The following is a 22,310-nucleotide window of genomic DNA, read 5'->3' as shown; positions in this document are numbered from 1 at the left end:
TCAGGGGAGTGGGGCGCTCCTAGGCTGTTCATGTCACTGTCTTCCGTTCATGTACATGAACGCCGAAAGGGGCAGCCGGTGCGTACGCCCAAGGTCACCGAGGTCGTCGTCACTCCCGTCGCCGTGGTCGATCCGCCCCTGCTGAACGCCTCCGGCGTGCACCAGCCGTACCAGCTGCGGGCGATCGTCGAACTCCGCACGGACGCCGGTCTGGTGGGCCTGGGGGAGACCTACGGCGACGACCCCGTCCTCGCCAACCTGCGGGCCGCCGCCCCGGCCCTCGTCGGGCTCGACGTGTTCGATCTCAACGGCCTCGCGCTGCGCGTGGCGCGGGCGTTGGGCTCGGTCACGGTGGACACGCCCACCGACCTGATCGGCGTGGCCTCGCGGGAGAAGTCCGTGGCGCAGACGGCCGGCGCCTTCGAGGTGGCCTGCTACGACGTCCAGGGAAAGGCGACCGGCCTGCGCGTCTGCGACCTGCTCGGCGGGGCGGTGCGGGAGTCGGTGCCGTTCAGCGCCTACCTGTTCTACCGCTGGGCGACGCACCCCGAGGGCGCCGCGCCCGAGGGATTCCCTGACGACGACTGGGGCCAGGCGCTGGACGCCGAGGGCATCGTCGCCCAGGCGCGACGCCTGGTGGACGCCTACGGCTTCCGCTCGCTCAAGCTCAAGGGCGGCGTGTTCGCGCCCGAGGAGGAGGTGGAGGCCGTCGTCGCACTGCGGGAGGCCTTCCCCGACCACCCGCTGCGACTCGACCCCAACGCCAACTGGTCGGTGCGGACCGCCCAGCGGATCGCCCCGCGGCTGGAGGGTCTGCTGGAGTACCTGGAGGACCCGACCGCGGGCAACCCCGGCATGGCGGCCGTCGCCCGCGCCACCTCGCTGCCGCTGGCGACCAACATGTGCGTCACCTCCTTCGAGGAGGTGCCGGAGGCGGCCGCGCTCGGTTCGGTCGCGGTCGTGCTGACCGACCACCACTACTGGGGCGGCTTCCGGGCCACCCAGCGGCTGTCCGGCATCTGCCAGACCTTCGGCTGGGGCATGTCGATGCACTCCAACACCCACCTGGGCATCTCCCTTGCGGCCATGACCCATCTGGCGGCCGCCACCCCCGCGCTGGACTACGCCTGCGACACCCACTCGCCCTGGCAGCGCGAGGACCTGGTCCGACCGGGCGCGCTGCGCTGGTCCGGCGGCTCCCTCACGGTCCCCAGCGGCCCGGGCCTGGGCGTCGAGCTGGACCGCGACGCCCTCGCCCGGCTCCACCGCCAGTACCTCGACTGCGGGATCCGCCACCGCGACGACCAGGTCGGCATGGTGCTGGCCGATCCGACCTGGGTGCGGAAGTCTCCCCGCTACTGAAAACCAGGTGCTCGGCCCGTCCCGCCTGCCTACGCTGCCCGCCATGGACAGCACCTGGTCGGAGCACCTCGTCAACGTCGTGGACGTCGAAGCGACCTGCTGGGCGGGGGACGCGCCGCCCGGCGCGGTCGGCGAGATCATCGAGATCGGGCTGACCGTCGTCGACCTGGACGCGGGCGAGCGGATCGCCCGCCGCGGGATCCTGGTGCGGCCCGACCGCTCCACCGTCAGCGCGTTCTGCACGGAGCTGACCGGCCTCACGCAGGACCGGGTGGACCAGGGGCTCGGCTTCGCCGAGGCGTGCCGGCTGCTGGCGGCCGAGCACCACGCGGGCTCCCGGCCGTGGGTCAGCTGGGGCGACTACGACCGCCACCAGTTCACCCGGCAGTGTCAGGCCACCGGAGTGCCCTATCCCTTCGGGCGCCGTCACACCAACGCCAAGGCGGTCTTCACCGAGGCTTACGGGCTGCGCAAGCGCCCCGGCATGGCACGGGCCCTGGAGATCGCCGGGCGACCGCTGGAGGGCCGCCACCACCGGGGCGGGGACGACGCGTGGAACATCGCCGGACTGGTCCTCCACCTTTCCGGACGCGACGCCTGGCCGCCCCGCCGGACCGGCGCGACCAGGAGTTCCGCTCCGGTCTGACCGTCTCCGACGGGCTCCGTCGCTCATCGACAGGGCGGCGGTCCGTTGACGGCGGGTCGGGCGGCGCTCCGCCGGGCGTCGGGTGGCCGGGGCTGAGGACGCCGCGCGGGTCACCGGACAGCCTGGAGAGGCGTGGACGGCCGGGTCGGCCGCGCGCCGCCGGGGGCGTGAGGGATCCCGGGCGTCACCCGGCCAGGGCGGCCACCGCCGTGCGGACCGCGGCGAGGTCCTGGGGGGAGGCCAGGCCGGCGTGGTAGAGGCGGAGTTCGGTCGCGCCCGCGGCGAGCAGGTCGGCGCACCAGGAGCCGAGGTCGGGCAGGTCCGCGCCGAGGCCGGAGACGGCTGCGACGCCCGCCACCACGCGGCGGTCCCGGCCTGCGTAGGCGCGGACGGCGTCGAGGGCCTCGGCGGAACGGTTACGGAAGGGGAGGACCGGGCCGGCCGCGGTGTCGTGGAGCTCGGACGGCGCGACGCCGGGGTTCGCGCCGAGGGCGAGCGGGTCGGGCTGGGTGTGCAGCAGCACCGGGAGGCCGGGGCGTTCGGCGTGCACCGCCGCGAGCACCTCGCCGCGCAGCCGCCCGGCGGTGTCGGTACGCATGCGGGAGACGGCCGCCAGGACGTCGGAGGGGAGTCGGCCGTCCTCCGCCGTTCCGGCAAGGACGGCGTCGAGCTCCTCGCGGACCAGTCGGCGCAGTTCCCGGGCGTCGAGGCCCGTCGCGCGGTAGGCGTCCGCGCAGTGGCGGCAGAAGCAGAGCGAGAGGAGCAGGCGCGCCAGCGGGGCGGGCGGGAGGCCCGCGGTCTTGTCGTGGGCGTGCAGATGGTCGAAGCCGTACCAGCCGCAGGACTCCAACTCCAGACCGGACAGCCCTGGTTGGGCGGCCGCCTCGGCGGCCAGCGCGGCGCAGTAGCGGCGCACCTCGGGGCGGGCGACGCACAGTGCCCACGGATACGTGTCCCCGTAGGCGTTGACCACCGCGGCGCTCGGGTGCAGCGTGCCCAGGCGCTGGTTGTGGGCGAGGATCACCCAGGCGAGGACGTCGAGCCCCGCGTCGCCCAGGGCCCTGGCGGCCGGTCCGAAGGAGTCCTCCGCCCAGGCCGCGGCGGCGGGTCGCAGCGGGGTGCCGGACTCCTCCCAACGGTCGGGATCCGGGCGGTAGTAGACGGCGGAGTGGGCGGCGGTGACCACCTTGTGCCGGGGATGGTGCGGTGTCAGGGCGCGCACGGTGTGGTAGGCGGCGGCGAGGCTGACCTGTCCCGCGCCGAGGGAGCGGATCCTGGCGGCGCAGTCCGGGTCGCCGACCGCGTCCCAGGGGTACAGGCTGACGCCGACGACCGCCCGTCCGTTCCGGTTCACCGCAGGGCTTCCCTGGCCCGGTCCACCAGGGTCAGCAGGGTGTCCAGATGTTCGGGTTCGGGCTCGGTGAGCGGCGCGCGGACCTGGCCCACCGGATGGCCGACGGCCCGGGTCGCGGCCTTGACCAGGGACACCGCGTAGCCGGGACGGAGCCGACGGAGCTCGACATAGGGGCGCAGGAAGACCTCGGTCAGGGTGGCCAGCGTCGCCGTGTCGTCCTTCTCCAGTGCGCGGTGGAAGGCGAGGGCCAGATCGGGGGCGAAGCAGAAGATCGCGGAAGAGTAGAGCGGGACCCCGATCGCCCGGTAGGCCTGCTGGGTCATCTCGGCGGTCGGCATGCCGTTGAAGAAGAGGAAGTCCTCCGCCCCCGAGCTGCGGACCGCGCTGACGATGCGCAGCATCAGGTCGAGGTCGCCGCGGCCGTCCTTGAAGCCGGCGATCCCGGGCAGGGCCGCCAGCCGTGCGACGGTGTCCGGGGTGAAGGCCACCTGGTCGCGCTGGTAGAGCACCAGGTCCAGGCGGGTGCCTTCGGCCAGTGCGGTGTAGTGCCGCAGCAGCCCCTCCTGACCGATCTCCGCGCTGTACGGCGGCAGCACCAACAGGCCGTCGGCGCCCGCCCGTTCGGCGGCGCGGGCGTACTCCAGCGCGAGCGCCGTGCCGTAGCCGGAGCCGCCGACGACCGGCACCCGGCCGGCGGTGGTCTCCACCGCGACCCGCAGGCACCGCTCGTACTCGGCGGGGGCCAGGGCGGGGAACTCGCCGGTGCCGCACGCGGCGAAGACGGCCGCAGGTCCGTCGGCGAGCCTGGCCTCCAGATGCGCCCGGTAGCCGTCAGGATCGAAGGCGCCGTCGCGGTCGAAGGCGGTCACGGGGAAGAAGAGCAGACCGTCGAGCCGTCGCGGCAGGGAGGCGGAGGGGAGTGCGGTCACGGGCGCGGATCCCTTCTGGGTCATGTACACAAACCTCGTACATGAACGTGAACATCAACCAGCCTAGGCTCGTGCTTGGACGCCGGTCAAGGCGGCAGCGTTCGCATATATGAACACAAGTTGTTCTTGTGAACGCGCTGATCTTCTGTGACCATGGGCGGCAACGCACCACCCCACCCGCGAGAGCGAAGAGGGAGAGCCGTGTCCCGCATCCTGGTCACCGGCGCGGCAGGCGCCGTCGGCACGCTGATCCGCCCGCGGCTGGCCCGGCCCGGCCGGATCCTTCGACTGCTCGACACCGTGGAACTGGAGCCGGCCGAGGCGGAGGAGTTCGTGCGGGCCTCGGTCACCGACCCCGAGGCGATGGAGCGGGCCTGCGCGGACGTCGACGCCGTCGTCCACCTGGGCGGGATCTCGGTGGAGGCGCCCTGGCGGGACATTCTCGACGTCAACATCAACGGGACCTGCACCGTCTTCGAGGCCGCCCGCCGGGCGGGCGTGCCACGGGTGGTCTTCGCCTCCTCCAACCACGCAGTCGGTTACCGCACCCCTGACGAGTACCCGCTCACCGCGGCCACGCCGCCGCTGCCGGACACCTACTACGGCGTCTCCAAGGCCGCCGGGGAGGCGCTCGGCGCGCTCTACCACCACCGCTACGGCCTGGACGTCGTCTGCGTCCGGATCATGACCTGCTGCACCGAGCCGCCCGACGCCCGGGCCCTGTCCACCTGGCTTTCGCCGGACGACTGCGGCCGCCTGCTGGAGGCCTGCCTCACCGCGCCGAAGCCCGGCTACCGGATCGTCTACGGCGTCTCGCGGAACACCCGCGGCGGCTGGGTCTCCCTGGACGAGGCCCGCGCGCTCGGCTACGAGCCGGCCGACGACGCCGAGCGGCACGCCGCGGCCGTCCTCGCCGCACACGGCGAGCCGCCCGCCGACGATCCGGTCTTCGCCCACGTGGGCGGACCGTTCACCGCGGCCGAGTTCGACGCCGACCGGCTGTGAGCCCGCGGGCCCGCCCGCCATGAACCCACCTCCCGTCAAGAACCGACCGGGGCCCCACCCCCGCGACAGAAGGAGTCAGATGTCCCCCCACACCCACCGTCCCCGCCGCCGGGCCCTGCCCGCGGCGGCCGCCGGCGTCGGCGCGCTGGTCGCGACCGGCCTGCTCGGCCTCGCCTTAGGCGGTCCCAGTGCGGACGCCGCCGCCACCGCCCCCCACGCCGCCGCCCCCCATGCCGCCGCGTGGACCGGTCAGTTCACCGGCTACGGCTCCGGCGCCTGGAAGTCCGCCTGGGGCTGGACCTCCACCGGCTCCTGGGGTCAGGGCGACGTCCAGGTCGTCAGGGACTCCGCCGCGCCCGGCGACGGAAGCACCCTGGAGGTCTCCTACGGTGCGGGCTCCTCCGCGCCCTCGTGCGGCGACTGCCCGAATCCGGGCGGCGCGCAGTTCTACACCCGGTTGAGCGCCCTGGCCGGCGGGTCCGCCCTGGCGGCGTCGGCCACGCTCGACCTGAAGTACCACCTCAGGTTCCCCGTCGGCTACGACTGGGGGAAGGCGGGCAAGCTCCCCGGCCTCTACGGCGGCGCCATCGGCCAGGAGTCCGGCGGCGACCACGGCGACGGCTGGTCGACCCGGTACATGTGGCGCGGCGTGGGTGGCACGCCCGACAACGGCGAGGTCTACCTCTACACCCCGACGAACGCGGGCCCCACGGGCTACGGCGTCGACCTCGGCGTCGGCGACTGGAAGTGGCTCGCCGACGGGAAGTGGCACACCGTCGAGCAGTCGGTGAACCGCCGTACCGGCGACGTCACGGTCTGGTTCGACGGCGGGCACGCGGCCACCTTCGCGGGGGCGGCCTCGGGGATCGGGTCGATCCCGTTCAGCGGTGTCTTCTTCTCCACCTTCTACGGCGGCCACGACACGAGTTGGGGCCCGCACGTCAGGACCCACGCGTTCTTCGCCGACTTCTCGCTGTCGACGGGCGTCCAGCACTGATCGACCGCGCTCCGGCCAGGGCCGCTCCGCCCGCCGCACAGCGGGCGGAGCGGCCCTCGTGTCTCCCGGTCAGCCGCAGGCGGGAGCCCACAGGTGCTGCGGGAAGGTGCGGTTGCCCCAGACGCCGTTGCTGCGGGAGCTCACCATGAGGTTGAGCTCCGTGCCCGCCGTCGGGGTGACGGTGAAGGTCAGCGTGGCGTTGCCGTTGGAGTCGAAGGTGCTCGTCGCGCCCTGGGTGTATCCGGTGCTGCCGCCGTCGGTCCAGTAGTCGGCCCAGACCGGCATGCCCGCGAGGGCGCTGCCCGTCGTGTTCTTGAAGTCGGGGCCGACGTGCACCGCGATCGTCTCCCAGGGGATGCGGATCCAGCCCCCGTTGAAGATGCGGATGAAGCGCACGCCGCAGGTCGCGGTGGCGGACGCCGAGCTGAACGGCCAGGAGCTCGCGGCGAACACCGCCGATCCGGGCGATCCGGCCGTGGCGCAGTTGACCACGGGGGCCGAGAAGCTGTCGGTGGCCGACGGCTCGGTCGGGGAGTTCCAGAACCCGGTCACGCGCACGGTGAGCGTGTCGGCGGCGCTGGGGTTGGGGACCGCGAAGGTGAAGGTGGTGTTGTTCCTGGTCGGGTCGAACGCCGCACCGGAGCTGGCGGTGTGGTCGACGACGTTCCCGGGCGTGGCCGTGGTGTACGCGACGACGACGCCGTTCGAGGTGATGCCCGACTGCGGGCCCAGATTCTCGACGTTGACCGTGATCTCGTCGGTCGGAACCCCGTTGAGGGTGACGCAGTGCTGGTCGAACTGGGTGGACATGGGGGCGTCGAGGCCCGCGTGCGCGGCGGGCGCCAGGGCCGTCGCGGCGGCCAGCAGGCCGCCCGTCGCGGCCAGTGCCGTCGAGGCCGAGCGGCCGAGCCGCCGACCCCGCCGGGAAGCCCGGATACCGTCCGATCGATTCATGTTTTCCTGTCGCTTCATCAATTGAAGGCCGCATGCGGGATTGCAGGACGGCGGACGTCAAGAACCGAAGCGCGCCGCCCGGGCCAGACCGGGCGCCTGCTTCAACGGTCCTGACGCGCCGGAGGGCGGGGCGGTTGCTCCCCGGCGCGACTTCGTGCCTGCTCAGAGCGGGTCCCTCGGCGCCGTTGGGATATTTCGCAATCCTGCAATATTCAGAGCATTGAGCCCGGCTGTGGGCCGCTGCTATCAATGGAACGTGATCACGGCGGCCCGAACGCGGCGAAGGATCGCGAGGTAATCCGCGCATGAACCATGCATCCCAGGGGTAAATCGCGCCCAGCGGATGTCATGGGCATGCAGTTTCGTCCGATTTGCTGTGGATGCAACGGAATGCGCCGGCGGAAGACAAGGGAGAGTCATGCGGGTGGGGCAGGGAGTGAGAGTCGCGGCCGCCGCGACGGTACTGGCGATGGCGGTCGCCGGGTGCTCGGGCAGCAGCGGCGGTGGGCCGATCAGCAGTGGTGAGAACGCCACGGCGAAGAAGGGCCCGGTGAAGCAGGGCGGCACGGTCACCATCGCGCAGGTGGGCGCCCAGCCCGACTTCGTCTTTCCGTTCGCCCCGGCGACCAACCAGAACGGATGGAACGTCAACCTCACCCAGCCCATGTGGCCGTTCCTCGTCTACGCGGGCGACGGCGGTTCCTCGGTGGTGAACAAGAACAAGAGCCTGTTCAGCTCCCTGGTCTGGTCCAACGGGGACAAACGGGTCACCATCACGCTGAAGAGCTGGAACTGGTCCGACGGCAAGCCGGTCACCAGCCGGGACTTCACATTCGTCTACAACCTGCTGAAGGCGAACGCCGCGAACTGGAGCGCCCACCTGGTCGGGCTCTTCCCCGAGGACGTCTCGGCGGTGTCCACCCCCGACGCCCACACCGTGGTGCTGGACCTGACACAGGCCTACAATCCCGACTTCTACACCGACGACGTGCTGAGCACCGTCCCGCTGCTGCCGCAGCACGCCTGGGACAAGACCTCGGCGACCGGCGCGGTCGGCGACAACGACACCACCACCGCCGGAGCCAAGGCCGTCTACGCCTACCTGCAGCAGGAGGGGGCGAAGACGACCAGCTTCGCGAGCAACCCGCTGTGGCAAGTGGTCGACGGGCCCTGGAAGCTGTCCGAGTTCCGCAGCAACGGCTACTGGAGCTACGTGCCCAACGCCGGGTACTCCGGCGCCAAGTCGGCCCTCGACAAGGTCGCCTTCTCGCCGTTCACCACGGACACGCCCGAGATCAACGCCCTGCGCTCGGGCAGCTCCCTCGACGTCGCCTCGCTCCCGCTGAACGACATCAAGCAGGCGCAGGCGCTGGAGTCCAGCGGCTACTCCATCGCCAGCGTGCCGATCCCCGGCGTCGCCGAGATCATTCCCAACCTGTACAACGCCCAGGTCGGTCCGCTGCTGCGGCAGCTGTACATCCGTCAGGCCATGGAGTACCTGATCGACCGGAACCAGATCGTGGCCAAGGTCTACAACGGCTACGCCGACCCCGGCAACGGCCCGGTGCCGGTCAAGGCGGCCGACGCGTGGGCCTCGCCGCTGGAGAAGTCCGGCGGTCCCTACCCGTACGACCCGGCCAAGGCGACGGCGCTGCTCCAGGCCCACGGCTGGAAGGTGGCGCCCGGCGGGACCACGACCTGCGCCAGTCCGGGAACCGGCCCCTCGCAGTGCGGAGCCGGCATCAACGCCGGACAGGCCCTGACTTTCAACCTGGTGTACTCCTCGGGCCGGGCCACCACGGACGTGCAGAACGCCGCCATCAAGTCCTCCGAGGCGCAGGCCGGCATCACCGTCAACCTCAAGTCGGAGCCGTTCAACACCCTGATCAGCGAGGTCGGCACCTGCACCGCCTCGTCCCACCCGGCCTCCGGGTGCGGCTGGCAGCTCGCCGAGTTCGGCTACGAGCCCTACTCGCTCTACCCCAACGGCACCGGATTCTTCGACACCGGCGGCAACGGCAACTCCGGCGGCTACTCGGACCCGCGGATGGACCAGCTGATCAAGGCCACCGAGTACGGCTCCTCCGCGGCGACCTTCACCCAGTACGAGGACTACGCCGCCCAGCAGCTGCCGTGGCTCTGGCTGCCGCTGCGCGAGGGCATCCTGGTCTACCGGACCAAGCTGCAGGGCGTCGTGCCGCTCAACCCCTTCTCGGGCGGGCAGAACTTCGAGGACTGGGCGTACACCTCGTGAGCGGTGACCGGTGACCGTCTATCTCCTCCGCAGGATCGGCCAGGCGGTCGTGGTGGTGGTCGGCGTCGTGGTGCTGACCTTCTTCATGATCCACCTGGTCCCCGGCAGCGCGGCCCGAGCCACCCTCGGGACGCGCGCCACCGCCGAGCGGATCGCGGTCTTCAACGCGGCCAACGGCCTGGACCGGCCGTTGGCGGCCCAGTTCGTCACCTACGTGAAGCAGGTGACCGAGGGCAACTTCGGCGTCTCCTTCTCCCTGCAGCAGCCGGTGTCCACGCTGATCGCGCAGCGGCTGCCGCGCGACGCGCTGCTGCTGGGGCTGTCCACCCTGCTCGCGCTCACGGTCGCGCTGCCGATGGGCATCTTCCAGGCGGTGCGCCGAGGGCGCTTCGCGGACCACGTCTTCACCGTCGTGTCCTTCGTGCTGTACTCGATGCCGGACTTCTTCTTCGCCCTGGTGCTGGTGGCGATCTTCTCGGTGCAGTTGCACCTGCTGCCCTCCCAGGCGCCGCAGGCGGACTCCGTCGCCGGGATCCTGGCCGACCCGCGCGGCCTTGTGCTGCCGGTGGTCACGCTGACCCTGGTCAGCGTGGCCGGCTTCAGCCGGTACATGCGGGCCTCGGCCATCACCACACTCGGGCAGGACTACGTCCAGGTGGCCCGCGCCAAGGGGCTGCCGGAGCGGCTGGTGCTCAGCCGGCACGTGCTGCGCAACTCGCTGCTGCCGGTGATCACCGTGCTGGGCCTGTCGGCCCCGAGCATCGTGGCCGGCGCGGTGATCGCCGAGTCGGTGTTCAACTACCCGGGCATGGGGCTGCTCTTCTACCAGGCGGCCACCAGCAAGGACTACCCGATCATGCTCGGGTCGACCCTGGTGGTCGGCGTCGCCACCGTCCTCGGCAGCCTGTTCGCCGACATCGCCTACAGCCTCCTCGACCCCAGGATCCGCCATGTCGACGCTTGAACCCCTGGGTGCCCCACCCGGAGCGACGCCGCTGCCCGAAGCGCCCACGCACGTCTCCGCCGGGTCGGCGGCGCCGCGCGGCGGCGGGCGGCTCGCCGCGGCGGCCTTCCTGCAGAACCGGCGGTCCCAGGTCGGCCTCGGCCTGGTCGCGCTGGTGGCGGCGTTCTGCTTCCTCGGCCCGCTGCTCTACCGGACCGACCAGATCACCGTCCGGCTGGACCTCGCCGACCTGGCCCCCGGCGGCGGCTACCCGCTGGGCACCGACGCCTCCGGGTACGACGTGCTGGGACGGCTGATGACGGGCGGTCAGTCCTCGCTCGAACTCGGCTTCGCGGTGGCCGTCACCACGACCGTCATCGGCACCCTGTACGGGGCGATCGCGGGGCATCTGGGCGGCGTCGTCGACGCCGTGATGATGCGGGTCATCGACACCTTCCTCGCGGTGCCGGGCATCGTCCTGCTGCTGATGATGGTCAGCATGTTCACCCCCACGCTGTGGGGAATCGTGCTGCTGCTCTCGCTGCTGTCCTGGCTCGGGGCCGCCCGGCTGGTCAGGGGCGAGGTGCTCACCCTGCGCACCAGGGAGTTCGTCCAGGCGGCCCGGATGATGGGCGGCACCGGGCGGCGCATCGTGCTGCGGCACCTGGTGCCGAACGCCGCAGGCGTGATCATCGTCAGCGCGACCTTCACCATCGCCGACTCGATCCTCACGCTCTCCGCGCTCAGCTTCCTCGGACTCGGTCTGCCGCCGCCCCATGCCGACTGGGGCTCGATGCTCTCGGCCGGCCTCAACTCGCTCTACGACGGCTACTGGTGGCAGGTCTACCCGGCCGCCGCGATCCTGATCGTCACCGTGGTGGCCTTCAACCTGATCGGCGACGCGATCCACGACGCACTGGACGCCCGCACCCGACGTCCGTGACCGCGACGCCGCAGAACCCCCCGACGGATCCGAGGACCCCACGCATGCCACCGCTCCTTGAGGTCAGGAACCTCACCACCCACATCCGGACCCGACGTGGCGTCGTCAGGGCCGTGGACGACGTGTCCTTCACGCTGGAGGCGGGGGAGACCCTGGGCCTGGTCGGCGAGTCCGGCTGCGGCAAGTCCATGACCGGACTGTCGGTCATGGGCCTGCTGCCGCCCGGCGGCAGGATCGTCGAAGGCTCCTCGATCCGGCTGGACGGGCGCGAGCTGGTGGGGCTGCCCGACCGCGAACTGCGGCGGGTGCGCGGCAACGACATCGCCATGGTCTTCCAGGACCCGATGAGCTCGCTCGACCCGACCAGGACCATCGGCCACCAGGTCGCCGAGTCCGTCCTGCTGCACCGCGGCTGCAGCCGGGCGGAGGCGAACGAGCGGGCCGCCGAGGTGCTCGGCCTGGTCGGCCTGCCGCATCCGCGCGAGCGCCTGCGCGACTACCCGCACCAGCTCTCCGGCGGCCTGCGCCAGCGGGTGCTGATCGCGATGGCGCTGGCCAACGAGCCCCGGGTGCTGATCGCCGACGAGCCGACCACCGCCCTGGACGTCACCATCCAGGCCCAGATCCTGGCCCTGCTGGAGGATCTGCGGAGCCGGCTCGACATGGCCGTCGTGCTGATCACCCACGACATGGGGGTCACCGCCGGCCACACCGACCGGGTCAACGTCATGTACGCGGGCCGCATCGCGGAGAGCACCGGGACGGACCGGCTCTTCCGCGCCATGCGCCACCCCTACACCCAGAGCCTGCTGGCCTCGGTGCCCCGGCTCGACCAGGACCCGTCGCGGCAGCTGCCCACCATCCCCGGCATGCCGCCGGACCTCGCCGACCCGCCGGGCGGGTGCCGCTTCGCGGAGCGGTGCCCGTACGCCGACGACCACTGCCGGGCCGAGGAGCCGCAGCTCACCGGCCCCGACACTGAGGCGGGCCGGGACGGCGGCCACCGGTACGCCTGCTGGCATCCCACGGAGGGCCCGCTGCCGCCGGAGTCCGCCGCCGCGACCCCGCGTCCCGCCGCCGCGCCCGAACCCGTCGTCGGCCGGCCACTGCTCGATGCACGCGACCTGGTCAGGGAGTTCCCGGTCCGCGGCACACGGCTGCCGGGCAGTGGCCGACGCGTCGTCCACGCGCTCTCCGGCGTCTCGCTCACCCTGGACGTCGGGGAGACCTTCGGGCTGGTCGGCGAGTCGGGCTGCGGCAAGACCACGCTCGGCCGGATCCTGGTCGGTCTGGACCGCACCGACAGCGGCACGGTGACGCTCGACGGCACCGACCTCGGCCGCCTGCGCGGGCGCGAACTGCGGAGCCGCCGCCGCGACCTGCAGATGATGTTCCAGGACCCGTTCTCCTCGCTCGACCCACGGATGCGGGTCGGCGGGATCCTGCGCGAGCCCCTGCAGATCCAGGGCATCGGCACCGCCCGGCAGCAGCGGGCCAGGGTCGCCGAACTGCTCGCCGAGGTCGGCCTGCCCCCGCACAGCGGGGAGCTGTACCCGCACGAGTTCTCCGGCGGCCAGCGCCAGCGCATCGGCCTGGCCCGTGCCCTCGCGCTCACCCCCAAGCTGATCGTCGCCGACGAGCCGGTCTCCGCCCTGGACGTGTCCGTCCGGGCCCAGGTGCTCAACCTGATGAACCGGCTCCAGGCCGCGCACGGCCTGTCGTACGTCGTGATCTCGCACGACCTGGCCGTGGTGCGGTACCTCGCCGACCGGATCGGCGTCATGTACCTGGGCCGGATGGTCGAGGTCGGTACCGCCGACGACATCCATCTGCGTGCCGCGCACCCGTACACCGCCGGGCTGCTGAAGGCCGTCCCCGTGCCCGACCCCGGTCAGGAACGGTCCAAGCGTGGGGAGGGGATCAGCGGGGAACTGCCCAGCCCGGTCGACCCGCCCTCGGGCTGCCGGTTCCGCACCCGCTGTCCGCTGGCCCAGGACCGCTGCGCGCAGGAGCAGCCGCTCCTGCGCGCGTTCGGTCCGCGTCACACGGCGGCCTGCCACTTCCCGCTCAGGCCGCCGCTGGCCGAGGCCCCGGCCGGGGCCTCGGCGGGTCAGCGCTCGTAGGAGCGCAGGTACCGCTCGGTGGGCGTGCCGACGCCGGTGACGTCGTCGTAGCCCACCGTGGCGTGCAGCGAGGAGTCGTGGCCGAGGGTGCGCAGCGAGGTGGCGATGCCGCCGCTCGCGTCCACCCCGTTGGTGAAGTCGTTGCGGACCTCGGCCAGTTCGGTACGCGGACCGAAGGGGTGGTCGGTCACGTCGTGGTAGAGGCCGTGGCCGTAGCGGGCGTAGATCGCCGGGTTGGCGAAGCCGATCGGGTGGTCGTGGTCCTGCTGGGCCAGTGCCTGCAGGGCGGCGATGACCGGGCAGGCGAGGCTGGTCCCGCCGATGCGGTACTCGCTGTACCTCACCGAGCCGTCAGGGAAGGTCTGGGTCTGCCCGACCAGGAAGCCGGTGTTCGGGTCGGCGACCGCCGCGATGTCCGGCACCACCCGCATGCGTCGGCCGTTCAGGTCGGCGAGCGCGGCGGGGACGACCCCGCGCTGGTAGCGGGGCTGGGCGATGCGGGCGCTGGTACCGCCGCCGGCGCCGCTGGTGAACGGTCCGGGGGGAGTCGGCGACCAGGAGGCGCCGTTGGGGGCGAGCAGGGTCTTCTCGGTGCCCCAGCCGGTCTCGAAGCCGTAGTTGTTGCTCGCGCCGATGCCCAGCGCGGTACCGCCGACAGCCGTCACCCACGGCAGCGAGGCGGGCATGTCGGTCTGCTTCTGACCGCTGGCGGCCTGCTCGTCGCCGTTGTCCCCGCTGGAGAAGTAGAAGCCGATGCCCTCGGCGGCGCCGCGCAGGAAGATCTGCTTGTAGACCTTGTCCAGGGCGGGCGCGGAGGCGTTCTCCGGCTCTCCCCAGGAGTTGCTGACGATGTCGGCGAGGTGGCGGTCGACCACGCGGTCGAGCGCGTCGATCAGGTCGGGGTCGTCGCACGAGGAGGCGCCCACGTAGGAGATCCTGGCCGCCGGCGCCATCGCGTGGACCGACTCGATGTCCAGCGTCTGCTCGCCGTACCAGCCGCGGGCGTCGCACTGGTTCTCCGCGGTCTGGGTCCATTGGGCCGGGTCGTAGCGCAGCAGCTGGTCCCTGCCGTAGGGGGCGTCACCGTGCCGTGCGGCGTAGGTCGCGGCGTCGTCGCCGATGGTCGGCGAGTCGTAGGCGTCCACGACCGCGACGGTCACGCCCTTGCCGGTCAGCCGGGCGGCGGTCGCGCCGTAGGCGGCGCGCAGGTTCCTCCCGGTGTAGCCGCTGATCGCGTAGGGCTGGACGCGCCCGTAGGCGGGCGGGGTCCCGGTCGCCGTGCGCTGGCCGTAGTAGCTGGAGAAGGGTCCGGCGTTGACGAAGGCGGGGGCCGGTCCCGGCAGGGTGTCGGCCGGGGTGACCGTGTCGTGGTGGACGACGCTCGGCGCGTCGCTCAGGCCGATCACCGTCAGCACCGCGGAGGCGACCTCGGCGGGCACGGACAGGTCGTCGGCGGGGGCCCGGTAGACCCGGCCGTCGTGCTGGAAGGACCGCAGCCTGGCCTGGAAGGCCCGCTGGGCGTGCGCGGCGTCCCCGCTGACGGTCAGGTAGTGCTCGTTGGCGCCGGTCACGGTCAGTCCGGCCGAGGTGAGCCAGGCCCGCACTGCGGCCACCTGCCGCGCGTCGGCTCCGAAGCGCTCCCGAACCTGTTGGGTGGTCAGGAACTGTCCGTGGCGCGGCGACGCCGGGTCGGACACGTCCTGGGCGAGCGCCTCGAGACCGGAGGAGTCGCGCCCGGCGAGATAGACCCTGGCGGTGACCGGGGTGGCGGCGCTGACCGGTCCGCGGTCCGTGTCCGGCCGCGCCCAGGTCGGATGGGTTCCGTCGAGCACGGCCCGCTGCTGCGACGCCGCGAGGGCCGGCGTACCGGGAAGAAACGCCGCAGCGATGAGGGGCACGGCTGCGGCGACGACGCCCAACCCCCGAGTTGACACACCCTTGCGCATGGAAGGCCTTTCCGGATCGGTATCTGTCACTGGATCAGTCGGAGTGGTCGTCACCACCGGTGTCCTTCACCGGTGCTGGGACTCCCCCTCCGAGCGTGCGGTGCACAGGGCCGCCGCGCCCTTCCGATACCGCCACGCGCCTGACGGCCGGGCCGTGGGTTCACCTGTTCGAGTTGTCGCGCCGCTCGGGTCCGCCGTTCATCCGGGCGGACGGCGGCCCCAGGCGGTGATCATGCCGGGGGAGAGGTCGGCCAGCTCCGGCGAGGACAGGTAGTCCAGGGCGGCGTCGAGCTCGTCCGGGCCCAGCGACGCACCGGACTCCAGTGCGTCGCGCATGCTGCGCCAGGTCTCCTGCCAGAAGGCGGTGACTGGCGCGTCGACAGTCAGCGGCGGCACGATGATCTCCGCGCCGACGTCGGCCAGCCCGAGATCGCGCAGGAGTTGCGGATACCGGGTCACCCAGGTGATGTCCGTGCCGATCCGCTCGCCCAGCACCCGCCACATGGCCGCCATGGTCCGCCGGTAGGCGTCGTGCGGCGAGACCGCGGTGGTCAGGTCGACGGCGTCGCCGACGACCAGCCAGCCGCCGGGCGCCACCAGGTCGGCCAGCCGGGCCAGCACCTCGGCGTGGCCGCGCAGGTGCATGAGCAGGAAACGGCAATGGACCAGGTCGAAGCGGCCCGGCAGCGGGGCCGGGCCGGTGATGTCGGCGGCCATCGTCCGCAGCCGGTCGCCCGCGCGGGCTCCCACGAAGCGTGGGTCCCGGTCGACGGCCAGCACCTCGTGGACCCCGGCCGCGTCGACCAGCCAGCGGCTGATCGTGCCGGTGCCCGCGCCCACGTCGAGGCAGCGCCAACCCGGTCCGACCCCCAGTGCGGTCAGCCGGGCGCGCGTCGCCGCGTCGTAGGCCAGCGCACCGTGGTCGATGCGCGCTCCCTCCCCGGTCTGCTCGGGGGAGAAGAGGTCGGCTCCGTAGTGCCCGTGGTCCGGCGTGTGGCCGGGCTCGTGGTCCGGGTCGCGGTCCGGCTCGTCGTCCACTGGAGGTCCTTCCCGAAGGCGGGGCGGCGTCGTACCGACTCAAGGCATGCCGTGGCAGCGCACGCCACCAGCGGCGGAAGGCCGATCTCCGACCGTTCGGCCGTGCGATCCGACCCGGATGGCGGCCCCTGCGAGCCGCCCGGCGACGGGAGGGGGAGCGGGTTAGCTTGGCGGATGTGCAGCAGCGCTCCTCCACCTCCCCCGAACCGGGCGACGATCCCGCACAGGACCGCCGGGCCGGCATCACCGGCGGTCAGATCGGTCTCGCCTGGGTGACGCAGTTCCTGGTCGGCACGGACCTCTTCGTGGTCTCCCCCCTGCTGCCCGAGCTCTCGCGCGCCTTCCATGTCTCGACCTCGCAGGTCGGCCTGACCGTCACCGCCTTCTCGCTGGCCTACGTCGTCGCCGCGCCCCTGCTCGGACGGGTGGCCGACCGCACCGACCGGAGGCTGGTGCTGGTGGCCGCCCTCGCCCTGTTCTCGGCGGCGAACATCGGCACCGCCCTGGCTCCGAACTTCGCGACGCTGATCGTCATGCGGGTGGTCGCCGGGGTCGCCGGCGCCGCGACCGGCCCGACCGTCTACACGCTGACCAGTCTGCGGGCCAGGCCCGAGCGCCGGGGGCAGGTGCTCGCCGTCGTCGGCTCGGGCCTGCTCACCGCCCTGTGGGTGGGCGCGCCGCTCGGGGCGCTGCTGGGGACCCACATCGGCTGGCGGCAGGTGTTCGTCGTGCTCGCCTGCGCCACGGCCGTGCTGACCGTTCCTCACCTGCGGGCCTGGCCGCCCACCGGCCCGCCGGAGGCGGGCGCGCCCGCGCCGCAGCACGCCTCCCCCGACGTCGGCGCCTTCCGCGACACCCTGCTCGCCGTCGCGGTGACCACCTGCTGGGCGCTGGCCGTCTACGCCCTGTACACCTTCCTCGCCGTGGCCTGCGAGTCGCACGGTCACGGCGGCGACGTGCCGCTGCTGCTGGTGGCCTACGGGGTGGGGGCCGTCGTCGGCGGCCTGACCGGCGGCCGCGCCGCCGACCGGCTGGGCGCGGCACGTGTGGTGACCGCCACCCTGCTGGGCACCGCCTTCCTGGAGGTGCTGGTCGCGCTCGCCTTCCCGGGGACCCTGGCGTTGATCGTCACCCTGGCCCCGTTCGCCCTGGTCGCCTACGCCATGTTCCCGGCGCAGCAGCGGCGGCTGGTGGACCGTTTCCCGGACGCCGCGACCACCATGCTGTCCTGGAACAACAGCGCCCTGTTCGTCGGCCTGTCACTGGCCGGCTTCGTCGGCGGCCCGGTGCTGCACCGCTTCGGCTACCCCACGCTGCTGATCTCCGCCGCCGCCTTCGCGGTCGTCGCCGCGGTCCTCAGCCGGCTCGGAGGCCGGCCCCGCGGGTCCGCGCCGCTGTCCTGACGCCAGGTCCGGGCCGGGCGGCGGGTGGAGTCATCTGCAGGCGGGCTGGGCTTCCAGCCGTGCGCGCACGGAGTCCATCCGGGCGGCCAGCGCGTCCTCGTCGATCACGCCCCTGGTGACGAGGGAGTGGGCCAGTGCGACGAGCTGGCTCTCCGGGAAGGGGAGTGCCCGGTACGCCCCTCGGGAGAGACGGTCCTCGTCGTCGCGCCGGGAGAGCGGCGGCAGCGTCGTCGCCTCCCTGTCCAGCGCGTCGCACATCCCGTCCAGGCTCGACTTCCACGGTGGCACCGGATTGGCGACGCCGTACTTCTGCGCCATCCGCGGCCACACCTGGCCGCGTTCCACGATGCGGTCGAGCGTCGGCACGGTGCTCATGTCCTGGTTGGTCGACATCCGAAGTCCTCGGTGAGTCAGTGGCCGGCGATCGGCCGGGCGGCGGCGTGTTCGGGGCGAGGCGCGTTCGACGTCACGCCGGGCCGGGGGAGGGCGACGCCGATCATGCAGTCGCGGGTGACGATCTCGGCGAGCTGGTCCTCGCTCCAGCCCTCCGTTCCCTCCGGGCGGACCGGCAGCACGAGGAACCTGTGCTTGGAGTTGGAGTCCTCGACCCGGACCTCGACGTCCTCGGGAAGGTGAAGGCCGAACTCGGCCAGGACCTGGCGGGGCCAGCGCACGATGCGGCGACGGTAGTTCGGCGTCCGGTACCACTCGGGGGAGTTGCCGAGGATCGGGCGCGGATAGCAGGAGCACAGCGTGCACACGACCACGTGGTGCAGCGTGGGGGTGTCCTCCAGCACGTGCAGCAGCGTGAAGTCGCTCGGAGCCCCGAAACCGGTCGGCGGGTCGTGCAGCCAGTCGACTCCGACCTCCCGACTGGCGGCGAGCGCGTCCGTCAGCGCCAGCTCCTTGAAGGCCGGGTCGAGCCACGCCCTGGCCACCAGCCGGGCGGCGGGGCCGGCCCCATCTGCTCGACCCACTCCGTGTAGTGGCGGTGATCCTCCGCCGTGAACAGCCCCTTCTCGATGGCCAGCTCGCGCAGCGCGATCTCCAGCACCTCGAAGTCGGTGATCTCCTCGACCATCGGTGCGTGCGTCCCGTCGTGGGCGCTCCCGCCGTGCTCGGCACTCGTCCCCATCTTGCTGACCTCAGCTCCTGCCTGGTTGTGTCTGTTCGTCCTGCGTCCGGCGCTGCCGTGACCCGGTCAGCCGGCCGGCTCGAGCCACAGCTGTGAGAGTTCGGCCTGCAGCGTGTCGTGCGGGAGACCGGCGTACCCCTCCCACAGGTCGGTCATCCTGAAGCGCACGATGTAGTACCACTGGGGCCGCTGGTCCTCACGGTCGAACGCCTCGTCCTCCGGCAGGACCGTCTCGTAGGACACCCGGACCACCGTGCCGGGCGCGCCCCTCAGGTACTCCTGGGTACGGGTGTAGAAGAGCGTCGGCAACTGCCGGACCCGCACCGCGTCGCCGACCGCGAACCGGGGCTCGCCGGCCTGCCCGGCGAAGCGCTGCGGGTCGCCCTGGCCCACCGCCTCGGTGTGGTGCCGGTTCCTGACCACCGTGCTGCCGTCGCCGGTCGTCCGCGGCTCGGCGGTCAGCGACCCGTCGCCGCCCTGACGCTGCCGCACCTCGGCGACCCGCTCGATCAGTTCGCCGAGCGTGACGTGCTGCTTGTCCACGAGGTTGCGGGCGGCCGCCAGCACCCAGCGGCCGTAGTAGGGGAGACCGTGGTACTGCGTCCTGCCGAGGTCGACGTTCCCGAGCCTGCGGCGCTCCTCCGAGGTCCAGATCCCTCGCCAGGCGAGCACCTCGCAGGTCACGAACGCGTTGAGCTCCCACTGCTCTTCCTGCTTCTCCTCGCACACCGCCGGCGCGTCCGGCTCGCCGCCGACATCGTGCGGCGTCTTCATGAACGCTTCGAACAGGTCGTGCGGGAATCCGTCCGGGTAGACCCAGTCCTGAAGCTGGTGAAGCGCGGGGCGCAACTGACTGTTGTCGTCCCGCATGGCAGAGTTGGGCATGGCCTCGTCCCTTCTGCAGGGATTTCTACGGGCTTGTCACCGGCCACACGGTATGCCAGTTCACCGTGCGTGATCGCCCGGCGCTTCTCGGGCAGCCGCGGGAGGGTCGGCGAAACCCCTGGTCAGAGCTGCTCCGGGCCGGTCGGGTTCACCGTTTCGGTGGTCCCTCGGGTGGCGCAGCGGTGCGAGTCGAGCGGGAGCGGCAGCCCGACGGGCCGACGCTCGGGACCGGCTGACCCCTCGTCTGATCGAACCGGCGGACGGGCAGGTCGGAGCCCGGCAGGATGGGCGCGTACGTTCGACCGCGCGGGATCGCCCGCCGAGGCGAGAGGCACGCGCATGACCAGCCCCACACAGCACCCGGTCCCGGCCTGGCTGGGCGCGCTCAGCGCCCAGGAGCAGGCGGTCTGGGACGCGTTCGCCTCCGGGCTGCTGGTGGATCTGCGGGTCGGCGACGCCCGTGCGGACGCCGTGTCGGCGTCCGACGCCTGGGACGCCGGGCGCGGCGTCAGGGCCGAGGTGGTCAAGGCGCTGCTGCTCGGAGCGCGCCCGGCCGAGCCCGGCGGAGTCGGCGCGGTCCGGCTGCGCGGCGCCATGATCCTGGGCGACCTCGACCTCGCCGACTGCGAGGTCCGCCATGCTCTCGCCCTCTCCGGCTGCCGGATCGGCGCCCTGGTGGCCGACAACGCCTCCTGCCGGTCCATCGTGCTGCGCGGCTCGCGGATCGCGTCGCTCTCGCTGGCCGACGGGCGGGTCGACGGGGTCCTCGACCTCCGCGACTGCGTCTTCACCGATCCCACCGCGGCCGGCCACCGGGTCTTCCTCGGCGGTGCCGAGGTCCTCGGCAGCGTGCTGCTCGGCCGGGCCGTCGTCCACGGCTCGGTGCGCTGCACGACCGCCGTGGTCAGGGGGACGCTGCGGCTCAACGGCACCACCATCCGCAACCCCGGCGGCCCGACGCTGGACGCACGGCTGCTGGAGACGGGGAACCAGCTGCTGGCCGAGCGCCTGCACAGCGTGGGAACGGTCGACCTGAGCGACGCGAGGCTCGGCGGACGCCTGGTGCTGGACGGCGCGACGCTGGAGAACCCCGGCGGCGACACGCTGTCGTGCCGTCAGATGTCGGTCGCGGGAGAGGTGTCCATGCGACGCGGCACCGTTCCCTTCACCAGCCGCGGCCGGATCGCCATGGCCGGCGCCAGGATCGAGGGCACGCTGGGACTGCAGGAGTCCGTCCTGCACGGCAGCGACGGCGCACTGCACGCCAGGGGGATCACGGTGGGGCGCTCGTTCCGCCTCACCGACGCGGACGTCGACGGCACCGTGCTGATCGCCGGAGCGGTGATAGGCGAGCAGCTCGAACTCAGCGGATCACGGCTGCGGAGCGCGGAGGGCTACACCCTGGCCGGACAGGGCGTCAGGGTCGCCCGCGAGGCGCGCTTCGAACGCCACACCGACTCCCGGGGCACGCTGCGGCCCTTCCGCTCCGAGGGCACCGTGCACCTCGACGGCGCGAGCCTGGGCTCGAACCTCAGGATGCACGGCGCGGAGCTGGTGGTGCCGGAGGGGGACGTGGCGCTCAACCTCTCCGGGGCGGTGATCACGCAGGGCCTCCGGCTCAAGGACGGTTTCACCACCAGCGGCGAGGTGCGCCTGGTCGGGGCGCGGATCCAGGGACACCTCAACCTGTCGGGGATGACCAGCCCCGACGCCCTGCTGACGCTGTACGGCTGCTCCATCACCGAGATCTACGACGAGGGCACGGACCCCTGGCCGCACCGGCTGCAACTGGACGGCCTGGTCTACGACAACCTCGCCCCCTACCGGCCCGCGGCCGAGCGCCTGCGGCTGCTGCGGCGTCAGGTCGGCGGCTACCAGCCGCGACCCTTCGAGCAGCTGGCGGCCCACTACCGTCGACTCGGCCACGACGACGAGGCCCGCGCGGTGCTGCTCGCCCGCCAGCGCGCCCGCCGCGCCGCCCGCCCGTGGTGGCGTCGCGCCCCCGGCCTGCTGGCCGACCTCCTCACCGGCCACGGCTACCGCCCCAGCCGCGCCGCCGCCTGGGCGGCGGGCCTGCTCGCCGCCGGGAGCGTCTACTTCGCCTCCCACCGCCCCCGCGCCGTCCACCCCGAGGAGCACCTGGTCTTCAACCCCTTCCTCTACACGGCGGACCGCCTCATCCCCGTGGTCCACTTCGGCCCCTCCGACGAATGGCAGAGCACCGGCCTCTCCCTCGCCGTCGCCTCCGGCCTCACCGTCGCCGGCTGGGCCCTCGGCATCGCCATCGCCGCCGGGGCCAGCCGGGCGCTGTCGCGGAACTAGGGTCTGTTCCAGGAGCGGATCAAGATGCGTGGTGATCACTTCTTGTCGCGCGGGAAGATCTGACGGACGGC

General features: G+C 72.6%; 19 protein-coding genes. 10 read left to right on the top strand and 9 right to left on the bottom strand.

Going from position 1 to position 22,310, the window contains the following annotated elements; all coding sequences use genetic code 11:
- Positions 1 to 30 precede the first annotated feature (30 nt).
- The gene (locus BS83_RS32530) at positions 31 to 1,362 is read left to right on the top strand and encodes a glucarate dehydratase family protein (RefSeq protein ID WP_051944444.1); all 1,332 of its coding nucleotides are present in this window, start codon (positions 31 to 33) and stop codon (positions 1,360 to 1,362) included.
- A gap of 43 nt (positions 1,363 to 1,405) precedes the next feature.
- A complete protein-coding gene (locus BS83_RS32525) occupies positions 1,406 to 2,008 on the top strand; it encodes a 3'-5' exonuclease (protein WP_037607035.1) in 603 nt (200 codons plus the stop codon).
- A gap of 184 nt (positions 2,009 to 2,192) precedes the next feature.
- Here the strand turns inward: BS83_RS32525 and BS83_RS32520 are convergent, their stop codons facing one another.
- Both BS83_RS32520 and BS83_RS32515 read right to left on the bottom strand, forming a co-directional pair.
- Entirely contained in the window at positions 2,193 to 3,362 is a 1,170-nt protein-coding gene (locus tag BS83_RS32520; protein WP_051944443.1) for a hypothetical protein, read from the bottom strand.
- Positions 3,359 to 4,315, bottom strand: a complete 957-nt coding sequence (locus BS83_RS32515) for a 5-dehydro-4-deoxyglucarate dehydratase (RefSeq protein WP_051944442.1) — start codon at positions 4,313 to 4,315, stop codon at positions 3,359 to 3,361. The genes BS83_RS32520 and BS83_RS32515 overlap by 4 nt, the downstream gene beginning before the upstream one ends.
- 129 nt (positions 4,316 to 4,444) lie before the next feature.
- On the opposite strand from BS83_RS32515, the gene BS83_RS32510 reads away from it, so the two are divergent.
- Both BS83_RS32510 and BS83_RS32505 read left to right on the top strand, forming a co-directional pair.
- On the top strand, positions 4,445 to 5,296 hold the full coding sequence (locus BS83_RS32510; RefSeq protein WP_051944441.1) for an NAD-dependent epimerase/dehydratase family protein: 852 nt from the start codon (positions 4,445 to 4,447) through the stop codon (positions 5,294 to 5,296).
- Between the two features lie 79 nt (positions 5,297 to 5,375).
- On the top strand, positions 5,376 to 6,293 hold the full coding sequence (locus BS83_RS32505; RefSeq protein ID WP_198035354.1) for a polysaccharide lyase: 918 nt from the start codon (positions 5,376 to 5,378) through the stop codon (positions 6,291 to 6,293).
- A gap of 69 nt (positions 6,294 to 6,362) precedes the next feature.
- On the opposite strand, the gene BS83_RS32500 is transcribed toward BS83_RS32505, so the two are convergent.
- Positions 6,363 to 7,247: a hypothetical protein gene (locus tag BS83_RS32500; RefSeq protein WP_037607032.1), complete on the bottom strand. Its 885-nt coding sequence runs from the start codon at positions 7,245 to 7,247 to the stop codon at positions 6,363 to 6,365.
- 424 nt (positions 7,248 to 7,671) lie between these two features.
- Here BS83_RS32500 and BS83_RS32495 point away from each other — a divergent pair, with 424 nt between their 5' ends.
- From BS83_RS32495 to BS83_RS47985, 4 genes are read left to right on the top strand one after another with little or no spacing between them, the layout of a single operon-like run.
- The gene (locus BS83_RS32495; protein WP_198035353.1) at positions 7,672 to 9,501 is read left to right on the top strand and encodes an ABC transporter substrate-binding protein; all 1,830 of its coding nucleotides are present in this window, start codon (positions 7,672 to 7,674) and stop codon (positions 9,499 to 9,501) included.
- Between the two features lie 10 nt (positions 9,502 to 9,511).
- The gene (locus BS83_RS32490) at positions 9,512 to 10,465 is read left to right on the top strand and encodes an ABC transporter permease (RefSeq protein WP_037607029.1); all 954 of its coding nucleotides are present in this window, start codon (positions 9,512 to 9,514) and stop codon (positions 10,463 to 10,465) included.
- Positions 10,452 to 11,387 carry an ABC transporter permease gene (locus BS83_RS32485; RefSeq protein ID WP_037607028.1) on the top strand — a complete coding sequence of 312 codons (936 nt, stop codon included), beginning with the start codon at positions 10,452 to 10,454 and terminating at the stop codon, positions 11,385 to 11,387. The genes BS83_RS32490 and BS83_RS32485 overlap by 14 nt, the downstream gene beginning before the upstream one ends.
- 44 nt (positions 11,388 to 11,431) lie before the next feature.
- Complete coding sequence (locus BS83_RS47985) at positions 11,432 to 13,510, top strand: ABC transporter ATP-binding protein (RefSeq protein WP_037607027.1); 2,079 nt, start codon at positions 11,432 to 11,434, stop codon at positions 13,508 to 13,510.
- On the opposite strand, the gene BS83_RS32475 is transcribed toward BS83_RS47985, so the two are convergent.
- On the bottom strand, positions 13,498 to 15,456 hold the full coding sequence (locus BS83_RS32475) for a S53 family peptidase (protein WP_037607026.1): 1,959 nt from the start codon (positions 15,454 to 15,456) through the stop codon (positions 13,498 to 13,500). The genes BS83_RS47985 and BS83_RS32475 overlap by 13 nt on opposite strands.
- A gap of 198 nt (positions 15,457 to 15,654) precedes the next feature.
- Entirely contained in the window at positions 15,655 to 16,494 is an 840-nt protein-coding gene (locus BS83_RS32470; RefSeq protein ID WP_037607025.1) for a class I SAM-dependent methyltransferase, read from the bottom strand.
- 176 nt (positions 16,495 to 16,670) lie between these two features.
- On the opposite strand from BS83_RS32470, the gene BS83_RS32465 reads away from it, so the two are divergent.
- Positions 16,671 to 17,897 carry an MFS transporter gene (locus BS83_RS32465; RefSeq protein WP_037607024.1) on the top strand — a complete coding sequence of 409 codons (1,227 nt, stop codon included), beginning with the start codon at positions 16,671 to 16,673 and terminating at the stop codon, positions 17,895 to 17,897.
- 30 nt (positions 17,898 to 17,927) lie between these two features.
- On the opposite strand, the gene BS83_RS32460 is transcribed toward BS83_RS32465, so the two are convergent.
- The 4 genes from BS83_RS32460 to BS83_RS32450 form a co-directional block, all read right to left on the bottom strand.
- A complete protein-coding gene (locus BS83_RS32460) occupies positions 17,928 to 18,290 on the bottom strand; it encodes a hypothetical protein (RefSeq protein ID WP_037607023.1) in 363 nt (120 codons plus the stop codon).
- A gap of 17 nt (positions 18,291 to 18,307) precedes the next feature.
- Entirely contained in the window at positions 18,308 to 18,835 is a 528-nt protein-coding gene (scnC, locus tag BS83_RS32455) for a thiocyanate hydrolase subunit gamma (RefSeq protein ID WP_198035351.1), read from the bottom strand.
- Entirely contained in the window at positions 18,790 to 19,032 is a 243-nt protein-coding gene (locus BS83_RS46775) for a hypothetical protein (protein WP_198035350.1), read from the bottom strand. Before BS83_RS46775 ends, scnC begins: the two co-directional genes overlap by 46 nt.
- Before the next feature lie 66 nt (positions 19,033 to 19,098).
- Positions 19,099 to 19,917: an SH3-like domain-containing protein gene (locus tag BS83_RS32450; RefSeq protein ID WP_037607022.1), complete on the bottom strand. Its 819-nt coding sequence runs from the start codon at positions 19,915 to 19,917 to the stop codon at positions 19,099 to 19,101.
- A gap of 339 nt (positions 19,918 to 20,256) precedes the next feature.
- On the opposite strand from BS83_RS32450, the gene BS83_RS32445 reads away from it, so the two are divergent.
- Positions 20,257 to 22,239 carry a hypothetical protein gene (locus tag BS83_RS32445; protein WP_037607021.1) on the top strand — a complete coding sequence of 661 codons (1,983 nt, stop codon included), beginning with the start codon at positions 20,257 to 20,259 and terminating at the stop codon, positions 22,237 to 22,239.
- Positions 22,240 to 22,310: the final 71 nt, after the last annotated feature.

It is taken from the genome of Streptacidiphilus rugosus AM-16, assembly GCF_000744655.1.
Lineage (GTDB): Bacteria > Actinomycetota > Actinomycetes > Streptomycetales > Streptomycetaceae > Streptacidiphilus > Streptacidiphilus rugosus.
Note: the sequence above shows the minus strand (reverse complement) of the source record. Positions and strands in the feature narration are given on the sequence as shown.

Bases quoted from the DNA above. Each gene is read 5' to 3' on its own strand.
- BS83_RS47985 (WP_037607027.1), top strand. From the start codon at position 11,432: ATGCCACCGCTCCTTGAGGTCAGGAACCTCACCACCCACATCCGGACC.
- BS83_RS32445 (WP_037607021.1), top strand. From the start codon at position 20,257: ATGACCAGCCCCACACAGCACCCGGTCCCGGCCTGGCTGGGCGCGCTC.
- BS83_RS32475 (WP_037607026.1), bottom strand. From the start codon at position 15,456: ATGCGCAAGGGTGTGTCAACTCGGGGGTTGGGCGTCGTCGCCGCAGCC.
- BS83_RS32450 (WP_037607022.1), bottom strand. From the start codon at position 19,917: ATGCCCAACTCTGCCATGCGGGACGACAACAGTCAGTTGCGCCCCGCG.
- BS83_RS32460 (WP_037607023.1), bottom strand. From the start codon at position 18,290: ATGTCGACCAACCAGGACATGAGCACCGTGCCGACGCTCGACCGCATC.
- BS83_RS46775 (WP_198035350.1), bottom strand. From the start codon at position 19,032: ATGGGGACGAGTGCCGAGCACGGCGGGAGCGCCCACGACGGGACGCAC.
- BS83_RS32500 (WP_037607032.1), bottom strand. From the start codon at position 7,247: ATGAATCGATCGGACGGTATCCGGGCTTCCCGGCGGGGTCGGCGGCTC.
- BS83_RS32505 (WP_198035354.1), top strand. From the start codon at position 5,376: ATGTCCCCCCACACCCACCGTCCCCGCCGCCGGGCCCTGCCCGCGGCG.
- BS83_RS32530 (WP_051944444.1), top strand. From the start codon at position 31: ATGTCACTGTCTTCCGTTCATGTACATGAACGCCGAAAGGGGCAGCCG.
- BS83_RS32515 (WP_051944442.1), bottom strand. From the start codon at position 4,315: ATGACCCAGAAGGGATCCGCGCCCGTGACCGCACTCCCCTCCGCCTCC.
- BS83_RS32525 (WP_037607035.1), top strand. From the start codon at position 1,406: ATGGACAGCACCTGGTCGGAGCACCTCGTCAACGTCGTGGACGTCGAA.
- BS83_RS32510 (WP_051944441.1), top strand. From the start codon at position 4,445: ATGGGCGGCAACGCACCACCCCACCCGCGAGAGCGAAGAGGGAGAGCC.
- BS83_RS32485 (WP_037607028.1), top strand. From the start codon at position 10,452: ATGTCGACGCTTGAACCCCTGGGTGCCCCACCCGGAGCGACGCCGCTG.